Origin of the sequence: Salinicola sp. 4072 (assembly GCF_036663415.1) — a bacterium.
In the GTDB taxonomy this organism is placed as follows: domain Bacteria; phylum Pseudomonadota; class Gammaproteobacteria; order Pseudomonadales; family Halomonadaceae; genus Salinicola; species Salinicola salarius_A.
This window is the reverse complement of the sequence record NZ_JAXOVV010000042.1, coordinates 1-16,888: the sequence shown is the minus strand read 5'-3', so window position 1 is coordinate 16,888 and position 16,888 is coordinate 1. Positions and strand designations below refer to the sequence as shown.

Annotated in this window: 16 protein-coding genes; 12 read left to right on the top strand and 4 right to left on the bottom strand. The window is 64.4% G+C overall.

Going from position 1 to position 16,888, the window contains the following annotated elements; all coding sequences use genetic code 11:
• The first annotated feature begins 194 nt into the window (after nt 1–194).
• The 10 genes from R3F72_RS17750 to R3F72_RS17705 all read left to right on the top strand — a co-directional run bounded on the left by R3F72_RS17750 (nt 195) and on the right by R3F72_RS17705 (nt 10,920).
• Nucleotides 195–1,253 (top strand): LacI family DNA-binding transcriptional regulator, encoded by a 1,059-nt coding sequence (locus R3F72_RS17750; RefSeq protein WP_332780381.1) that lies wholly within the window; start codon nt 195–197, stop codon nt 1,251–1,253.
• A complete protein-coding gene (locus tag R3F72_RS17745; protein ID WP_332780380.1) occupies nt 1,250–2,248 on the top strand; it encodes a TRAP transporter substrate-binding protein in 999 nt (332 codons plus the stop codon). The genes R3F72_RS17750 and R3F72_RS17745 overlap by 4 nt, the downstream gene beginning before the upstream one ends.
• A gap of 12 nt (nt 2,249–2,260) precedes the next feature.
• Nucleotides 2,261–2,869, top strand: a complete 609-nt coding sequence (locus R3F72_RS17740) for a TRAP transporter small permease (protein WP_332780379.1) — start codon at nt 2,261–2,263, stop codon at nt 2,867–2,869.
• Entirely contained in the window at nt 2,866–4,173 is a 1,308-nt protein-coding gene (locus R3F72_RS17735) for a TRAP transporter large permease (RefSeq protein WP_332780378.1), read from the top strand. Before R3F72_RS17740 ends, R3F72_RS17735 begins: the two co-directional genes overlap by 4 nt.
• Nucleotides 4,174–4,325: 152 nt before the next feature.
• Nucleotides 4,326–5,414, top strand: a complete 1,089-nt coding sequence (locus R3F72_RS17730) for a glycosyltransferase family 4 protein (RefSeq protein WP_087720081.1) — start codon at nt 4,326–4,328, stop codon at nt 5,412–5,414.
• Between the two features lie 10 nt (nt 5,415–5,424).
• The gene (locus R3F72_RS17725; RefSeq protein WP_087720082.1) at nt 5,425–7,584 is read left to right on the top strand and encodes an amylo-alpha-1,6-glucosidase; all 2,160 of its coding nucleotides are present in this window, start codon (nt 5,425–5,427) and stop codon (nt 7,582–7,584) included.
• 492 nt (nt 7,585–8,076) lie between these two features.
• Complete coding sequence (locus tag R3F72_RS17720; protein ID WP_087720083.1) at nt 8,077–8,757, top strand: HAD family hydrolase; 681 nt, start codon at nt 8,077–8,079, stop codon at nt 8,755–8,757.
• Between the two features lie 128 nt (nt 8,758–8,885).
• Complete coding sequence (locus R3F72_RS17715) at nt 8,886–9,260, top strand: translation initiation factor Sui1 (RefSeq protein WP_087720084.1); 375 nt, start codon at nt 8,886–8,888, stop codon at nt 9,258–9,260.
• Nucleotides 9,261–9,403: 143 nt separating this feature from the next.
• The gene (locus R3F72_RS17710) at nt 9,404–9,823 is read left to right on the top strand and encodes a YbaY family lipoprotein (protein WP_332780377.1); all 420 of its coding nucleotides are present in this window, start codon (nt 9,404–9,406) and stop codon (nt 9,821–9,823) included.
• Between the two features lie 104 nt (nt 9,824–9,927).
• Nucleotides 9,928–10,920, top strand: a complete 993-nt coding sequence (locus tag R3F72_RS17705; RefSeq protein WP_332780376.1) for an aldo/keto reductase — start codon at nt 9,928–9,930, stop codon at nt 10,918–10,920.
• Between the two features lie 55 nt (nt 10,921–10,975).
• Here R3F72_RS17705 and R3F72_RS17700 read toward each other — a convergent pair whose 3' ends face one another.
• Nucleotides 10,976–11,848, bottom strand: a complete 873-nt coding sequence (locus R3F72_RS17700) for an NAD-dependent protein deacetylase (RefSeq protein ID WP_332780375.1) — start codon at nt 11,846–11,848, stop codon at nt 10,976–10,978.
• A 161-nt stretch (nt 11,849–12,009) separates the two neighbouring features.
• Between R3F72_RS17700 and R3F72_RS17695 the strand changes: the two genes are divergently transcribed.
• Together R3F72_RS17695 and R3F72_RS17690 are read left to right on the top strand one after the other, a co-directional pair.
• Nucleotides 12,010–12,933 carry a nuclease-related domain-containing protein gene (locus R3F72_RS17695; protein ID WP_303853840.1) on the top strand — a complete coding sequence of 308 codons (924 nt, stop codon included), beginning with the start codon at nt 12,010–12,012 and terminating at the stop codon, nt 12,931–12,933.
• Between the two features lie 101 nt (nt 12,934–13,034).
• Entirely contained in the window at nt 13,035–14,027 is a 993-nt protein-coding gene (locus tag R3F72_RS17690; protein ID WP_303853838.1) for a sugar kinase, read from the top strand.
• On the opposite strand, the gene R3F72_RS17685 is transcribed toward R3F72_RS17690, so the two are convergent.
• The 3 genes from R3F72_RS17685 to R3F72_RS17675 all read right to left on the bottom strand — a co-directional run bounded on the left by R3F72_RS17685 (nt 14,024) and on the right by R3F72_RS17675 (nt 16,631).
• Complete coding sequence (locus R3F72_RS17685; protein WP_332780374.1) at nt 14,024–14,629, bottom strand: hypothetical protein; 606 nt, start codon at nt 14,627–14,629, stop codon at nt 14,024–14,026. The two genes, R3F72_RS17690 and R3F72_RS17685, sit on opposite strands and share 4 nt — an antisense overlap.
• Nucleotides 14,622–16,247: a sodium:solute symporter gene (locus R3F72_RS17680; RefSeq protein ID WP_087720090.1), complete on the bottom strand. Its 1,626-nt coding sequence runs from the start codon at nt 16,245–16,247 to the stop codon at nt 14,622–14,624. Before R3F72_RS17680 ends, R3F72_RS17685 begins: the two co-directional genes overlap by 8 nt.
• 141 nt (nt 16,248–16,388) lie before the next feature.
• On the bottom strand, nt 16,389–16,631 hold the full coding sequence (locus tag R3F72_RS17675; protein ID WP_332780382.1) for a hypothetical protein: 243 nt from the start codon (nt 16,629–16,631) through the stop codon (nt 16,389–16,391).
• Nucleotides 16,632–16,888 lie beyond the last annotated feature (257 nt).

The following is a 16,888-nucleotide window of genomic DNA, read 5'->3' as shown; positions in this document are numbered from 1 at the left end:
CGCGTTACGACAAGCTCAAGCGAAACTACGAAAGCATGGTGGCCTTAGCTTGTGGTTTTTTATGGCTGCCCATGTGAAACGTCAACAGACCCTAGTTCACCGACATCGTTTTCCACTAAAGGCGAATAGGCGCATTCCTATGGCACGACTAACCTGCTGACAGCTTTTTGGATCGATCCAAAACGGAATGCAGCATGCCCGAAAACGTCAGGAACTCATCCCGCCCTCGCGTCACGCTGAGGGATATCGCGGCCCATGCCGGCGTCTCCCGCTCGACCGTGTCGCTGGTGATGCAAGGTAGCGAGCTGGTTGCCGAATCGACTCGCGCTCGGGTTCGGGAGGCGATGACGGAACTGGGCTATGTCTACAATCGCGGCGCGGCGACCTTGAGAAGCGCTCGCACGGCAACGCTCGGCGTCGTCGTCCACGATATCGCCAACCCGTTCTTCGGTGCCCTGATGGCGGGCATCGACGAGACACTGCAGGACGCCGATTACGTTCCCTTTCTGGCCAGCAGCGGCGACAGCCTGGCCCGCCAGGCGCGCTTCCTGGCACGCATGCGGGAACATCGGGTCGATGCGCTGCTGTTGTGCCCCGCAGAGGAGACGCCTGCGTCGTTGATCGAAACGATCGCCGACTGGGGCATGCCCTGCATCGAGGTCATGCGGCACGTCGGCCCGTCACCGCTCGGCGACTATGTCGGCGCGGACCTTCGGGCCGGCGTCGCCAACGCCGTTCGTCATCTGGTCGCCCTGAGGCATCGTCGTATCACCCTGCTCGCGGGAACCGCCGATCATTCCGCCGACCGCGAACGTCTCGCGGGCTACCGACAGGCCATGCACGAGGCCGGACTCGATGACCTGTCGCGCATCGTTCGCGGCCCGCTGACCCGTTGCGCAGGGCGCGAAATCACCCTCGAGCTGATGCGTGGCGACGACGCGCCCACGGCCCTGATCTGCCACAACGACCTGGTCGCGCTGGGAGCGCTGCTGGCGCTTTCCCATCTTGGCCTGCGCGCGGGGCAGGACTGCGCGGTGGTCGGCGTCGACGACATCGATGAAGCCGCCCTCACCGACCCCGCATTGACCAGTATCGCGACCCACCCGCGGTCGATCGGCCGCCGCGCCGCCGAACTGGCCCTGAAGCGGATACGGACGCCCGACGGCGAACGCGAACGCATCGTCCTCGAGGCACCGTTGATGGTTCGCGCCAGCTCCCAACCCTCGCTCGATCGCCCCCAGGAGTCACCATGAGATTTCACGAGGTTCCACGCTATCTGTCCGGCTGGCGGCTCATCGTCGCCACGGGCCTTCTTTTCGCCGCGCTCGCCACGCCGGCCGAAGCCCGCGAGCTGATCTTCGGCCACGGCGCCACGGAGGATACCGCCTACCACCTGAGCGCGGAGCGCTTCAAACAGTTGCTGGAAGAGAAAACCGACGGCGAACTCACGGTGAACCTCTACAGCAATTCGGTGCTCGGTCATGAAACCGAGATGTTCGAGCAGCAGACCGCGGGTGCGCTGGATTTCTCGATCATCAATCCCGGCTTGATCTCGGAGTTCTCGCATACCGCCAGCATCTTCTCGATTCCGTTTCTGTATCGCGATCTCGATCATTGGCGGCACGTGCTGGATGGCGAGGCCGGCCAGGAGATCGCCCAGCGCATCGAGGCGGAAACCGGCGTCAAGGTGCTCGCCTACTACGGCGGCAGCACCCGTCAGATCGTCAGTACCCGCCCGCTGGAAACGCTCGACGATCTCGAAGGCATGAAGCTGCGCACCAATCCGACCCGGCCGGTGATCACGGCCTGGGCAGCGCTGGGCACCCAGCCCACGGTCATGGCCTACAAGGAGATCTACACCGGGCTGCAGCTGGGCGCCATCGACGGCCTGCTCAACGAGGCGGAGTGGATCTACCGCATGCGCTTCCATGAAGTCGCGCCCCATATCGGGCTTTCCGAACACGACATCACCGTGCGCTTGCTGACCATTTCCGACGATACCTGGGAGTCGCTCACGCCCTCCGAGCAGCAGGCGGTACAGGCCGCTGCCGACGAGAGCGAGCAGTACGCGCGGAACCTGCAGATCCGTCTCGACAAGGAGTCCCGCGACAAGCTCAAGGCCGAAGGCGCCACCTTCTACCCGATGGATCGCGAGCGCATGCAGCAGATCGTCGCCGGCCCGCTGGGCCAGGTGATCGACGACATGGGGCTGCGCGATCTCTATGAACTCATCATCAATACCCAGTAAAGGAGTCGTGTCATGGCATTCGCAACGGCCCTGGGCCGCGTCAACCGCCAGCTGGAACGCCTCCTTCACGGGGTGTTGCTGTTCTTGCTGGCCAGTTTCATCGTGCTGATCGTCTATCAGATCGTCAGCCGCAACCTGGGCTTCCTGCCGAGGCTCTACTGGACCGAGGAGATGAGCCGTTTCGCCTTCCAGTGGATGATCATGCTGGGCACCGCGATCGGCGTGCTGCATGCCGATCACTTCGTGCTCGAGGCTTTCCCCCGCGGTTCCCGCCCCGACCGGATGACCCGAGTGATCCGCGATGTCGCCTGCCTGACCGTCGGGCTGATCTTCGTCGTCTTCGGCCAGGCCTTCGCCCTTTCCGGTTTCAACCGGATTGCCAGCGCCTCGCAGTTGCCGATGGTCGTGACCTATTCGACCTTCCTCGTCAGCGGCGTGCTGATCGTGCTGTTCAGCCTGCAGCGCCTGCTGATGACCGCCAGCCGAGGCGTCGATGCCATGGAAAGCGAGCTCGATACGCCTTCCGAGATCGACGAGCTCATCGATCCGGCCCATCCGAGCGCCCCGCCCACGCAAGACTTCGATTTGCCCTCGTCACACGAGAAGGAGACCCCGCGATGATGCCTGCCGACTGGCTCTACCTGCTGCCGTGGCTGCTGTTCGCGCTGCTCGGCGTCCTCATCGTGCTGGGCGTGCCGATCGCGATGTCGCTGGTGCTCACCTCGTTTGGCATCATCGTGCTCGATCCGCGCCTGACGCCGTGGATTCTGTTCCAGCGCATGTACTACGGCATGGACTCCTTCGTGCTGCTGGCGGTGCCGCTGTTCCTGCTCGCCGGCAATCTGATGAATGCCGCCCGCATCACCGACCGCCTGATCACGCTGTGCCTCAATCTGGTCGGGCATGTCAAAGGGGCACTGGCCCACGTCAACGTGCTGGTCAGCATGCTGTTCGCCGGCGTTTCGGGGTCGTCGACGGCCGACAGTGCGGGTATCGGTACGGTATTGATCCCGGCCATGAAAAAGGAAGGTTACCCGACCCACTTCAGCGTCGCGGTGACGGCCGCCTCTTCGGTGATGGGGATCATCATTCCGCCGTCGATCAACATGATCGTGTGGGGCGCGCTCACCAGCACCTCGATCGCCGGGCTGTTTCTCGGCGGCATCGTGCCGGGGATTCTGATCGCCGCCGCGCAGTTGCTGCTCAACCTCGGCTACGTGCGCCGCTATGACGTGCCGACACGAAAGCGCGCCACGCTCAGGCAGCTGGCAAGTTCGGGCAAGGATGGCCTGCTCGCCGCCGGCATTCCGGTACTGATCATCGGCGGCATCACGCTGGGTATCGTCACGCCCACCGAGGCTGCGGTGATGGCCGTGCTCTACGCGCTGATTCTGGGTTTCGTGGTCTATCGCGAACTGACCTTCAGGAGCGTGCTGGATGCCTCCACCGATACCGTGCGGCTCTGCTCGCTGTCGCTGTTCAGCCTGGTCGGCGCGGCGATCTTCGGCTATCTGATCAGCTTCTATCGGATTCCGCCGCAGTTGATGGCCGGCGTGGAAATCAGCGATCCGACCACGCTTTTGATCATCGCGACCATCGTCATGCTGCTGGTGGGCACCTTCATGGATTCGCTACCAGCGATGGCGATCCTGGCGCCGATCTTCCAGCCCCTGGCGGCCCAGGCCGGCGTCGACCCGCTGCAATTCGGCGTGATCAGCGTCATGGCACTCGGCTTGGGGCTGATCACCCCGCCCTACGGGCTCTGCCTCATGATCTCGGCCAAGATCGGCGGCATCCCCCTGCTCAAGGCGCTGGGCACGACGATGATCTACCTGCTGGTGATGCTGGTGGTGATCGGTGTGCTGATCGCCTTCCCCGAGCTGACGCTTTATCTGCCGCAGACCTTCGGCCCCGATAGCGGCTAGGGCCGTTTTTCGACACGGCGCGCTTGAATTTCTGTCGACAGTCCCTATAACCCGTTTCGTTTCGGCCTGGCTGGTGGCGTTGGCGTGCCCCGCCAGCGCCGCGTTCATTCTGTGGCTGCGTTTTTCCGTTTAGCGATCGGAGGAATATCAGGATGAGAATCGCCCAAGTCGCTCCCCTCAACGAATCCGTTCCACCCAAGCAGTACGGCGGTACCGAACGCGTCGTTTCCTATCTCACCGAAGCGTTGGTCGCCCAGGGCCATGAAGTGACGCTTTTCGCCAGCGGCGATTCGCGAACCGCCGCGGAACTGGTGCCGATGTGCGAGCGCGCCATGCGCGGCGACGAGCTGGTGGTCGACAGGATCTCGCCCCTGCTCGCCCAGATCGACAGCGTGCTCGAACGCGCCGACGATTTCGACGTGATCCACTTCCATACCGACTATCACGCTCACTTCCTGCCATTGCGTTATCTGTCCGTGCCGCATCTCACCACCTTGCACGGCAGGCTCGACATCAGCGACGCCTATCCGCTGTTCGCGCGTTTCCCCCACGAGCCGCTGGTATCGATCTCCAATCATCAGCGCCAGCCGCTGCGTGGCGTCAACTGGCTCGATACCGTCTACAACGGCGTGCCCGAGTCGCTCTACCGTCTCAATCCCGACGGTGGCGACTATCTCGCCTTCATCGGCCGTTTCTCGCCGGAGAAGGCGCCGCATACGGCGATCGAAATCGCCCTGCGCGCCGGGTTGCCGATCAAGCTGGCCGCCAAGCCCGCCGACGTCCAGGGCGACAAGGACTATTTCGATAGCTGCATCAAACCGCTGCTCTCCCATCCGCAGGTGGAATACATCGGCGAGATCGGCGAAAGAGAAAAGAACGATTTCCTCGGCAATGCCCGCGCGCTGCTGTTCCCGATCGCCTGGCCCGAACCGTTCGGCCTGGTGATGATCGAGGCCATGGCCTGCGGCACTCCGGTCGTCGCCTTCCGGCGGGGCTCGGTGCCCGAAGTCATGCGCGATGGCGTCAGCGGCCGGGTGGTCGACAACGTCGATCAGGCAGTCGCCGCGCTGGCGCATATCGAGAAGATCGACCGCCGGGCATGTCGGCGCTACTTCGAGCGGCACTTCTCGGTCTCGGCGATGACCGAAGGTTACCTGAGCTGCTATCAGCGCCTGCTCGACTCCGGGAACGGCCCGCATGGCCCCCGCCAGCGTATTCCCCTGCATGCCGCCGTCGCTTGAGGAGTCGGTCATGAACGATACGATTCGCGTCAACGATCAGTGGTACGTCAACGCCAGTTCGGCACGCGCGGATTCACCCACCCAGGTGCTCAAACAGGGCGAGACCTTCGCCCTTTTCGATCGGCTGGGAGACATCCAGCCGGTCGGCCTCGGCGAACAGGGGCTCTACCATGAGGGAACCCGCTATCTGTCGCGGCTCGAGCTGGATGTCGATGGCCAGCGGCCGTTGCTGCTCAATTCGGCGGTCAACCGCGACAACCAGGGATTCAGCGTGGACCTCACCGTGCCGGCCAGCGCCGAGGTAGCCAAGGATACGGTGCATCTGCGCCGCACCAAGGTGCTCTGGGACGGGGTGCTGCACGAGCGTATCCGCATCACCAACTACGGCACTGCCACCGCCAGGTTGCGGCTCGGTGTGCTGGTGGCCGCCGACTACGCCGATATCTTCGAAATCCGCGGACGCCAGCGCGCCCAGCGCGGGGAGCGGCTCGCGCCGACCCGGGACGGACAGGCCGTGCTCTTCCGTTACCGTGGTCTCGATGGCCGAACGAGTCAGACGCGCATTCGATGCGACCGCCCGGTGCGTGTCGATGAGGCGGAAAACGGCCAGTATCTGGTTCATGAGCTGGAATTGGCCTCCCAGCAGACGGTCACGCTCGAACTCAGTGTCGCCTGCGAGGAAGGGAAAGCACCGGAACAGGCACTGGACTTCGACACCGCCGTGCATCGGATCGGCGCCCGGCGGGCCCACGATCGCGCCCTGGTCGGCTCGCTCTACTCCGACAACGAGCAGTTCAACGAGTGGATGACACGCTCCGCCGCCGATCTGCAGATGCTGGTCAGCGATACGCCGCATGGGCCCTATCCCTACGCCGGGGTGCCCTGGTTCAGTACGGCGTTCGGGCGCGATGGACTGATCACCGCGCTGCAGACCCTGTGGCTGGCTCCCGATCTGGCGCGCGGCGTGCTGGGGTTTCTCGCCGCCACCCAGGCCGAGGACCAAAATGCCCAGTCCGACGCCTCCCCCGGCAAGATCCTGCACGAAACCCGCGACGGCGAAATGGCGCGGCTCGGCGAGGTTCCCTTCGGACGCTACTACGGCAGCGTCGATTCGACGCCGCTGTTCGTGGTATTGGCCGACGCCTATCAGGCGCGTAGCGGGGACACGGCGTTCATCCGCCAGCTGTGGCCGGCGCTGGAACAGGCACTGCACTGGATCGATCGATATGGCGATCTCGATGGCGACGGCTTCGTCGAATACGAGGCCAGCCGTCATGGCGGACTGACACAGCAGGGCTGGAAGGACTCCGCCGATTCCGTGTTTCATGCCGACGGCCGTAGTGCCGAGGGTCCCATCGCCTTGTGCGAGGTTCAGGGCTACGTGTTCGCCGCCAAGCGTGGTGCCGCCAGGCTGGCACGGCTGCTGGAAAAGCCGGAGATGGCCACGCGCCTGGAGCGGGAAGCCGATACGTTGCAGCAGCGCTTCGATGCCGCCTTCTGGCGCGACGACATCGCCAGCTACGCCCTGGCACTGGATGGCGACAAGACCCCGTGCGCCGTTCGCGCCTCCAACGCCGGCCACGCCTTGTGGAGTGGGATCGCGCTACCGGAGCGGGCCAGCACGCTGGCGCGAACACTGCTTTCCACAGAAGGTTTCAACGGCTTCGGCATTCGTACCCTGGCCGAAGGCGAGGCTCGCTTCAACCCGATGTCCTACCACAATGGCTCGGTATGGCCGCACGACAATGCCATGATCGCCCAGGGGCTGGCCCGCTACGGCTACCAGGAGGCCGCTATCCGCATCATGACCGGGCTGTTCGAGGCCGCCATGCACATGGAGGATTACCGCTTGCCCGAACTCTTCTGCGGCTTCGCGCGCGAACCCTCGCAAGGGCCGACGCGCTATCCCGTGGCCTGCTCGCCCCAGGCGTGGGCGGCGGGCAGCGTATTCCAGATGCTGCAGGCGTGTCTCGGTCTGACCTTCAGCGCCGAATCTCCGCATCTGCGCTTCGACTATCCCCGCCTGCCGGTGTGGATCAACCACCTGTCGATCCAGCGGCTGCGCGTCGGCGACGCCACCCTCGATCTCTCGTTGGCCCGGCACGCCAACGATGTCAGCGTCAACGTCACCCACCGCGAAGGCGACGTGAAGGTCAGCGTGCTGGTCTAGCGGCTCGAACGCATGAGGAGAAGCCATTGGCGAGGACGTTGAAAGGCTTCAGCGGGATATAACTCAACCTGCAGCGGGAGCGCGACTGAATCGAAGGCATTCATCGGAAAATGATGGGTTTCAGCAGGAATGTGCAGCGAGTGAGCATTTTCCCCATCCCGGCTTGTCAAGGTGAATCGGGACGACTAAAGTTGAAATCGAGATTGAAAACAGTGTTCCGTAATCCTATGTTCAAGGTTTCCGGTTACGGCGCCGATAATCGGGACACTGGGAAGCTCTGATTTACGTCGCGAGCGATGGGAGATTGGTCGCTGCCGGTGCGCAAGAACCGGAGTTTACGCGGTGTTAAATGAGGATTCTGAGCACCGCCAGCGATCAAGCTATCGAGCGCAGTAGTTAATCAGTGTTTCCCTAGAGCGATTTTCAGCGACAGGCGGGCCCCACTCGCTTGCCAATTCGAACTCACCGACTGCGCCCTCGAGGCGACCCATCATGCCCGATCCGCTCTGTTTGCTATTCGATTGCGACGGCACCCTGGTCGACAGCGAACCGCTGCTGGCCGAAATCATGGCCAAATGCCTGACCCAGGCCGGGCTCCCTTTTCAGGCCAGCGACTACATGCGCGATTTCCGTGGCACTCGCTTTGCCAACATCGTCGCGCACCTGGAGCGTGTCTACGGACGCCTGGAAGATGGGGTCCGCGAGCAGGCCGAGACCGCCATGCGCCAGGAAATGCACGAACGCATGGCCACCGAGCTTCAGCCCCTCGATGGCGTGGCACAAGCACTGGACGCTCTCGGTGCGCTGCCGCGCTGCGTCGCCTCCAACGGCCCCGAGCACAAGATCCGCCGGGCGCTGGACAGCACCGGGCTGAGCGGTTTCTTCGGCGACAACATCTATAGCGCCTATACCGTGGGCAGCTGGAAACCGGAGCCGGGCCTGTTCCTCCACGCCGGGCGGGACATGGGTTTCGCGCCCGCCGACTGCGTGGTCATCGATGACGCTCAGGTCGGTGTACGCGCGGCATTGGCAGCCGGCATGCGGGTCGTCCACATCAACCGCTTCCCCGAGCGCGAGGCGACACCCGCCGGTGCCATCGGCATCCGTCAGATGGATGAACTGCCGGCCGCCATCGACAGGCTGATCCCCGCCCTCGCCGCCAGCAATCTCTGACCCCCTTGGCATGAATCTCGACTCGCGGCCCGAGCCAACCGCTCGGGCCGCGGTCATTTCGGAATCGGTCGTTTTCGCGCGAACGGCCGCGTTATCATGCGCCTTTCATGTCTTGATTCGGAGTTCTCATGCCTTCGTTACAGGATCAGCTACGCGGCCTGGTCTACTCCACCGAACACGGCGAGACCTGCCCCGACTGCCGCCGGCCACGGGCCGACTGCCTTTGCCACGAACGCGAGGAGGCCGAGCGCATCGCCGCCTTGGACGGCATCGTGCGCATCCGCCGCGAAACCAGCGGTCGCAAGGGCAAGGGCGTGACCACGATCCAGGGCGTCCCGCTGACCCATGACGAGCTGAAAACCCTGGCCAAGGCACTGAAGAAGCGCTGCGGCACCGGCGGCGCGGTCAAGGATGGCGTGATCGAAATCCAGGGCGATCATCGCGAAGTGCTCAAGCGCGAGCTGGAGTCGCGCGGTTTCAAGGTCAAGCTCGCCGGCGGCTGATCGGCCCTCGTCGCTGTTCCGATCAGCGGGAATTTCCCACACGCTGGCTTGTCATAACCGCACGGTCGTCGTGCCGCACGCTTCGATGCCAGACTTTCCCAAGTTCCATCCACCATTTCACCGTTCCACCTCGAGGGGTTCCGATGCTTTTGCCCAGGGTTCCGCGACCTTTGCGTCTCGTCACCATCCTGTCTGCGCTCGTCGTGCTGGCGGGCTGCGCCGGCGGGCCCCAGTTCGACACGCTGGCCGCCCGCGTGGTCTCCGAAAAGCCGATCACGCTGCCCGACTCCGCCACGCTGGAAGTCCAGTTGAAGGACATCTCCACGGGCGACGTGCTGGCCAGCAGCCGCTACGAACAGCTGGGCCAACTTCCGATTCCCATCACCCTGCAGTATGCCGCCGAGGCGATCGACCCCGACGATCTCTACCGTCTCAGCGCACAGATTCGCGACGGCGATCGCATCCTCTACCTGAATCCCGAGCCAGTATCGGTCTTCGCCGATGGCGACCCCACCGAACCGGACATTCCAGTAACGACCACCGGCGCCGATACGAGTCGCTGAAAAACCGAACCCTTGAAGACACGACGCGCCAAAGGTCCGGCTTGCCGAAGACGACATGCCCCGCCACTCTGTAGGGACTCGATTCATCGTCAAATGAGGACAAGATGGAAACATTGACATTACCGGGTACGGATATCGTCACATCACGCATTGGCCTCGGCACCTGGGCCATGGGCGGCCGCCAGTGGGGCGGCACCGACGACGCCAATGCCATCCGCACCATTCATGCCGCCATCGACCAGGGCGTCAACCTGATCGACACCGCCCCGGCCTATGGCTTCGGCCACTCGGAAGAGGTCGTCGGCAAGGCCGTCGCCCAGGCCGGCCAGCGTGACAAGCTGGTGCTGGCGACCAAAGCCGGCCTCGAGTGGTACGACGATGCAAGCGTGGCCCGCAACGCCACGGCGAAGCGGCTGGAGAAGGAGCTCGACGACTCTCTGCGCCGGCTGAACACCGACCATATCGATCTTTACCAGATCCACTGGCCGGACCCGCTGGTCGACATTCAGGAGACCGCCGAGGCGATGGCGCGCTTCCATCGCGCGGGCAAGATCCGGGCGATCGGCGTCAGCAACTTCTCCCCCGAGCAGTGCGACACCTTCCGCCAGGCGGCGCCGCTCCACACTCTGCAGCCGCCCTACAACCTGTTCGAGCGCGACATCGACAACGAGATTCTGCCCTACGCCGAGAACAACGACCTGACGTTGTTGACCTACGGCGCGCTGTGCCGCGGCCTGCTTACCGGCAAGATGCACGAAGGCTATACCTTCAACGGTGACGATCTGCGCAACAGCGATCCCAAGTTCCTGTCACCGCGGTTCGCCCAGTATCTGGCCGCCGTCGATGCGCTGGCCGAACTGGCGCGCACGCGCCATGACAAGAGCGTGCTGGCGCTGGCCGTGCGCTGGATTCTCGATCGCTCTCCCAACATCGTCGCGCTGTGGGGCGCCCGCAAGCCGGAGCAGGTCGAACCGCTGGGCGACATCACCGGCTGGAAGCTGAGCGACGAAGACATGGTCGATATCGATGCGATTCTGACCCGGCACATCAAGGATCCGGTCGGCCCCGAATTCATGGCACCGCCGACGCGCAAGTGACCGTGAAGTGATTCATCGCCAATCTGGAACCCGGCTTCGGCCGGGTTCTGTCGTCTCAGCGTGCCTGGCGTTGCGGCAGTTCCAGCGCGTCGACCAGTGCCGTCAGGGTCGGGCCGATCGGCGCGCTGATCTTGAGATCGAACAGCTCATCCGCCCGCGTCTTGCCGAGATTGACGCAGGCAATCGGCTTGCCGCGTTTGGCTGCCTGGCGGGCGAAGCGAAACCCCGAATAGACCATCAGCGACGAGCCGACCACCAGCATCCCCGAGGCCTCCTCCAGCGCCTGAAAGGCCTGTTCGACGCGGGGCCTGGGCACGTTGTCGCCGAAGAACACCACGTCCGGCTTGAGAATGCCGATGCGACAGCGATGGCAGTTCGGCACTTCGAACGTCGAGAAGTCGTAACCGTCGAGATCGGCGTCACCGTCCGGCCCCACCTCGGCGCTCAATGACAGCCACCGGGGGTTACGCTGCGCCAGTTCATCGTGCAGCGCGTGACGCATCAGGGTCGCGCCACAGCTCATGCACTTCACCACGTCGGCCTGACCGTGCAGATCGATGACGCGGCGGGCGCCGGCGCGTTGGTGCAGGCCATCGACGTTCTGGGTCACCAGCGAGGTGATTCGCGACTGGCGCTCCAGTGCAGTCAACGCCGCGTGTGCCTTCCCCGGATGAGCGGCCGCCAGTGCCCGGAACCCGACCAGACTACGGGCCCAGTAACGTTGCCGCACGCCGTGGCTGCCCATGAAGGCCTGGTGACTGACCGGCGGCGGCCGCTTCCAGTCGCCGCGCGCATCGCGATAGTCGGGAATGCCGCAATCGGTACTCACCCCGGCCCCCGTGAGCACGAACAACCGCGGATGACGCGACACGAACTCGGCCAGCACCCCGATATTCTGACTGATACCTTCGAACCCGGTGTTTTCCATCGAAAAACGTTTCCTGTCGAATCTCATTGCTGGTTTTACCCTAGCCGATCCCGTCATCCGACACCTGCAAGATGCAGGTCTCGCGCACCGACATCGCAGAGGGCGCTCGACCTCGGCTAGAATGGGGCCTCTTCCCGCCCACGCCGCAAGGACACCCGCTCATGGCCTGGTTGGAGTACGTGCTGCCGCTGATCTTCCTCGCCCCCCTGGGTGCCGCCGCTCTGGTGGCCATCACCCTGCGCGACGTGCAGACCGTCGGCCTTCGCTCTCCGCATGACGGCAAGCCTATCCGCGAGATCGCCCAGGCCCATCGCGATCGTCTCGAGAAAGCGCGAATGGTGTTCTTCCTCGATGCCACGCTGGCGCCGACGCTCACCTTGATGCCGTTGGTCTACGGGATGGGCCGCATGCTGTTCGCCGAAAGGCAGAGCTGGCTGGAGTGGTCGCTGTACGGCGTCGCCAGCACCCTGCTGGCCATGCTGTTCTGCTTTCTGATCCTGCGCGACGTGCAGCGCGTGCGCCGCCTAACGCGCAGCTTGGCCTGCGAGCTGGCGGTGGGCCAGGCGCTGGATCATCTGATCCGGCCGCTGGCCAAACCCTACTTCGTCTTCCACGATTTCCCCGCCGACAGCTACAGTATCGACAACGTGCTGGTGACCCCCCAGGGCGTGTTCGTGATCCAGACCGTGGCCCGCGACTTTCCACTCGATCTCGAAGGGCATCCCATCAACACCGTCTCGGTGGAAAACGAACGCCTGCGCTTCCGCGGCTGGAATGAACGCCAGGTGCTGCGCAAGGTGCGACTCTCGACGGTCTGGCTGCGCCAGTGGCTGTCGCGCCACACCAAACTGAGCGTGCCAGTGAGTGGTATCCTCGTGCTGCCGGGCTGGGTCATCGATGACGAAACCGAGCACCTCGGCGACAGCCGCGATGTCCGTGTGGTCGACGGTGCCGATCTCGCCACCCAGCTCGGCACCGCCCAGGTCGAAGTCATCGACGACGCCCAGCGCCAGCGTCTGGTGGATACCCTGAACGCCCGCTATCGACACTTCGAGAGCAAGCGCCAGTCAACCGACGGAGCCTGAAAGCCTCCACCTCGAACTTTCCCCAAGGGATTTTCCAGAGAGCGCTTAAAAAAGACCTTCTCAAAGACGCCCAAAAACTTTCCCACAAGCCAGGAGACGCCATGCCCCGTTCCGATTCCCGCCCCGATTCTCGTCACGATTCCCGCTACGATGTGCTGACCTTCGGTGAAGCCATGGCCCTGTTCGTCGCCGACGACGACGGCCCGCTGGACCAGGTCACGCGATTCCACCGCCGCACGGCCGGTGCCGATACCAACGTGGCGATCGGGCTGTCACGACTGGGCTTCGACGTGCGCTGGCTCAGTCGCGTCGGCGCGGATCACAACGGCACCTTCCTGCAGCGGGCGCTGGAGGCCGAAGGGCTGGACTGCCGCCACGTGCAGCGCGATGACATCCACGCTACCGGCCTGGTCTTCAAGGAGCGCGCCGTCGACGGTGCCGATCCTCACGTCGAGTACGTTCGCCGGGGCAGCGCGGCCAGCTACCTTAACGTAGCCGATAGCGAAGGCGTGGCGCTGGAATCCGCACGTCACCTTCACGCCACCGGAATCCCGCCGGCCATCTCCGAGTCGGCACGAGAGCTGTCGTTCCATCTGTTGCGTCGGGCTCGCGGTGCCGGCCTGTCGATCTCGTTCGATCCCAACCTGCGGCCCAGCCTGTGGCCCAGCGAAAAGGTCATGATCGAGACGCTCAACGCGCTGGCCGCCGAAGCCGACATCGTCATGCCGGGTCTGAGCGAGGGGCGCTTGCTGACCGGTCGCGAAACGGCCTACGACATCGCCGGAGACTATCTCGACCGGGGCGCCAAGGTCGTGGTCATCAAGCTGGGGCCGGAAGGCAGCTACTTCCGCACCGCCGACAGCGAAGGCACCGTCGAGGGTTCGCCGGTCAAGCAGGTTATCGACACCGTCGGCGCCGGCGACGGCTTCGCGGTGGGCATCGTCAGCGCCTATCTGGACGGGCTGGACTGGCGAGCCGCGCTGCATCGCGGCAACCTGATCGGCGCCCGCCAGGTGCAGGTCATCGGCGACATGGAAGGCCTGCCCAGCCGGGAACAGCTGGTTGCCATGGAACGCAGCGGCGAGGCGATCTAACCCGGTACGGGATCGTCGCCGCGAACCTGCCGGCTCGTAGCGTGCGGCTTCGCGTTCAAGCGATCGCGGAGCCCCGTCAGCACCGCAGGCTTGAGCGCTCCCAGCGCTTCGCCGGAGAGCCCGCTGAGAACGATGAGCCGCGTCTGGCGGCGCTGCCGATAGTCCTCTCGCCCTTCAGAATAGCCCGGCCGCCCTTGGGAATAACCCAGCCACAGAGGCAGCTCGACGGCGCGCATCGTCGACGGTTGCACGCGCAGCGACCAGCGGCGTGGCCGAGCCAGCCGCTCCCAGAGCCACCAGCGCTCGAACTGGGAAATCGTCGGTCGCTGGCCACCGCCGAGCGCTAACGCCTTGTCGTCCTCTGCCGGCTGCAAATCCAGCTCCCCCGCCGCCAACAACGCCCGGGGCAGGTTCTCGGCGGCCAGGAGCCAAGCCAGCGGCGTCGTCGCCTCGCGACCGATCGCCACAGCCCACAGCGACAGCCACGCCGGTTCGAATCGCTCGGCGCCAAACCGGCGTAGTCTGGGTTCGGCATCGGCGGCGTTCACGCGCCGCGGCAGCCGCGCCAGCGGCTCCGGCGGCACGGCCTTCAGCTCATCCATTGGCCCAGCCCTGCAATAGCCCTAACACGATCAGCGAGACGAAGAACCACACCACCAAGCCGATGCAGCGACGCCGCGTCAGGCGGGCATCACGGCCGATCTCGGCGGCACCGTCATGGCGGCCCTTGAGCATCGCCTGCATGTCCGGCGCGGTTTCGTCGATCACCACATCCGACAGCTGAGCCGCCGACGGTGCCGGTGCCGTCAGGCTCACCAGGTAGCCGACGACCACCGACACGATCAGCCCGACGAAGTTCTGGTAGAGCCAGGAGATGTCCGTCTGCGAGACGGCCCACACCGCCGCCATGCCGAGGACGATACCGGCGACCGCCCCGCGCCCATTGCTGCGATGGCTGAGCACGGCCAGCAGGAAAGTGCCCAGCAGCGCCCCGTAGAACCAGGAACCGATGCGGTTGACGGCCTCGATGACCGGCCCGAGGTTGCCGGCGAAGAACGCAAACATCGTGGCATAGAGCCCCCAGAAGATGGTGGCCCAGCGCGACGCCTTCAGATAATGCTTCTCGTCGGCATCGGGCTTGACGTAGCGGGCATAGAAATCGCGAACCGTCACCGCGGAGAGCGAATTGAGCGCAGAGTCCAGGCTAGACATTGCCGCGGCGAAGACACCGGCAATCACCAGCCCGGTAATCCCGACGGGGAAAGCGTTGACCACGTAGCGCGGGAACAGCTCGTTCAGGTTGTCCGGTGCGGTCAGGCCATGCTGCTGGTAGTAGGCCGCCAGCATCACGCCGATGAACAGAAACAGCAGCATCTGCGGCACCAGCAGATAGCCGCCGATCAGCAGCGAACGCTGCCCTTCGGCGATCGACGGGCTGGTCAGCACTCGCTGGATCTGACTCTGGTCGGTACCGAAATAAGCGATATGCATCACCACGCCGCCGATCAACCCGGCCCACAGCGAGTAGGTCACGGTGGGGTCGAGCGACAGATCGATGGTGTCGAACATGCCGTTGGCGGCGCCGTAGGCGAACACGTCGCTCCAGCCGCCGGGCAGGCTCGAAACCATCAGCACCATGCTCAGGATCGCCCCCAGCCACAGCACGAACATCTGGATCACGTCGGTCCAGATCACCGCGCTGATCCCGCCGAGCACGGTGTAGCTCACGGCGATCACCGCCATCAGCACGATGGTCAGATTGACATCCCAGCCGGTGACGACCGACAGCACCAGCGCCGGCGCGTACAGCACGACGCCGGTGGCGAGACCGCGGGCGATCAGGAACAGCAGCGCGGCCAGCGACCGAGTCAACGCCCCGAAGCGGCGTTCGAGCAGCTCGTAAATGCTGTAGATCCCGGCACGGTGAAAGATCGGCACCAGAATCACGATCAGCACCGCCATCGCCAGCGGTACGTTGATGAACGTCGCCAGACGCTCCAGCCCGCCTTCGAATCCCCAGCCGGGGGCCCCGATGAACGTGATGGCACTCGCCTGCGTCGCCATCACCGACAGCCCGATCGCCCAGCCGGGAATCTTGCGACCGCCGAGGAAGTAGTCCTGCGTGCTCTCCTGATCCTTGCCGAAGCGGGCGCCCACCCAGGCAATCCCCACCACGTAGACGATCAGAACGACGGTATCCCACCAGGTAAAGGCTCCCACATCCGTGTCCTCGCTTTTTTGTTATCGACAAAATTGAGCGTAGCACGTCGTTTCCGCGATGACCGGCCCCGCTCGCCAGGAGGCGGAAACGAAAAGCCCCAGCCAAGTGGCCGGGGCAAGGGTGAGTCGCACGAGAGCGGATCAGCCTGGCGGCTGCTCGGGGCTGTCGGGCATGTTGATGCTGCCCGGCTCCATCCGGTTGAGATGCAGGAACTGCAGATGGCGCTCGTACTGGTCGAGAATGTCATCGATGACCTGCTCGCGGGTATACCCCTCTTGCGACCGCCGAGGAAGTAGTCCTGCGTGCTCTCCTGATCCTTGCCGAAGCGGGCGCCCACCCAGGCAATCCCCACCACGTAGACGATCAGAACGACGGTATCCCACCAGGTAAAGGCTCCCACATCCGTGTCCTCGCTTTTTTGTTATCGACAAAATTGAGCGTAGCACGTCGTTTCCGCGATGACCGGCCCCGCTCGCCAGGAGGCGGAAACGAAAAGCCCCAGCCAAGTGGCCGGGGCAAGGGTGAGTCGCACGAGAGCGGATCAGCCTGGCGGCTGCTCGGGGCTGTCGGGCATGTTGATGCTGCCCGGCTCCATCCGGTTGAGATGCAGGAACTGCAGATGGCGCTCGTACTGGTCGAG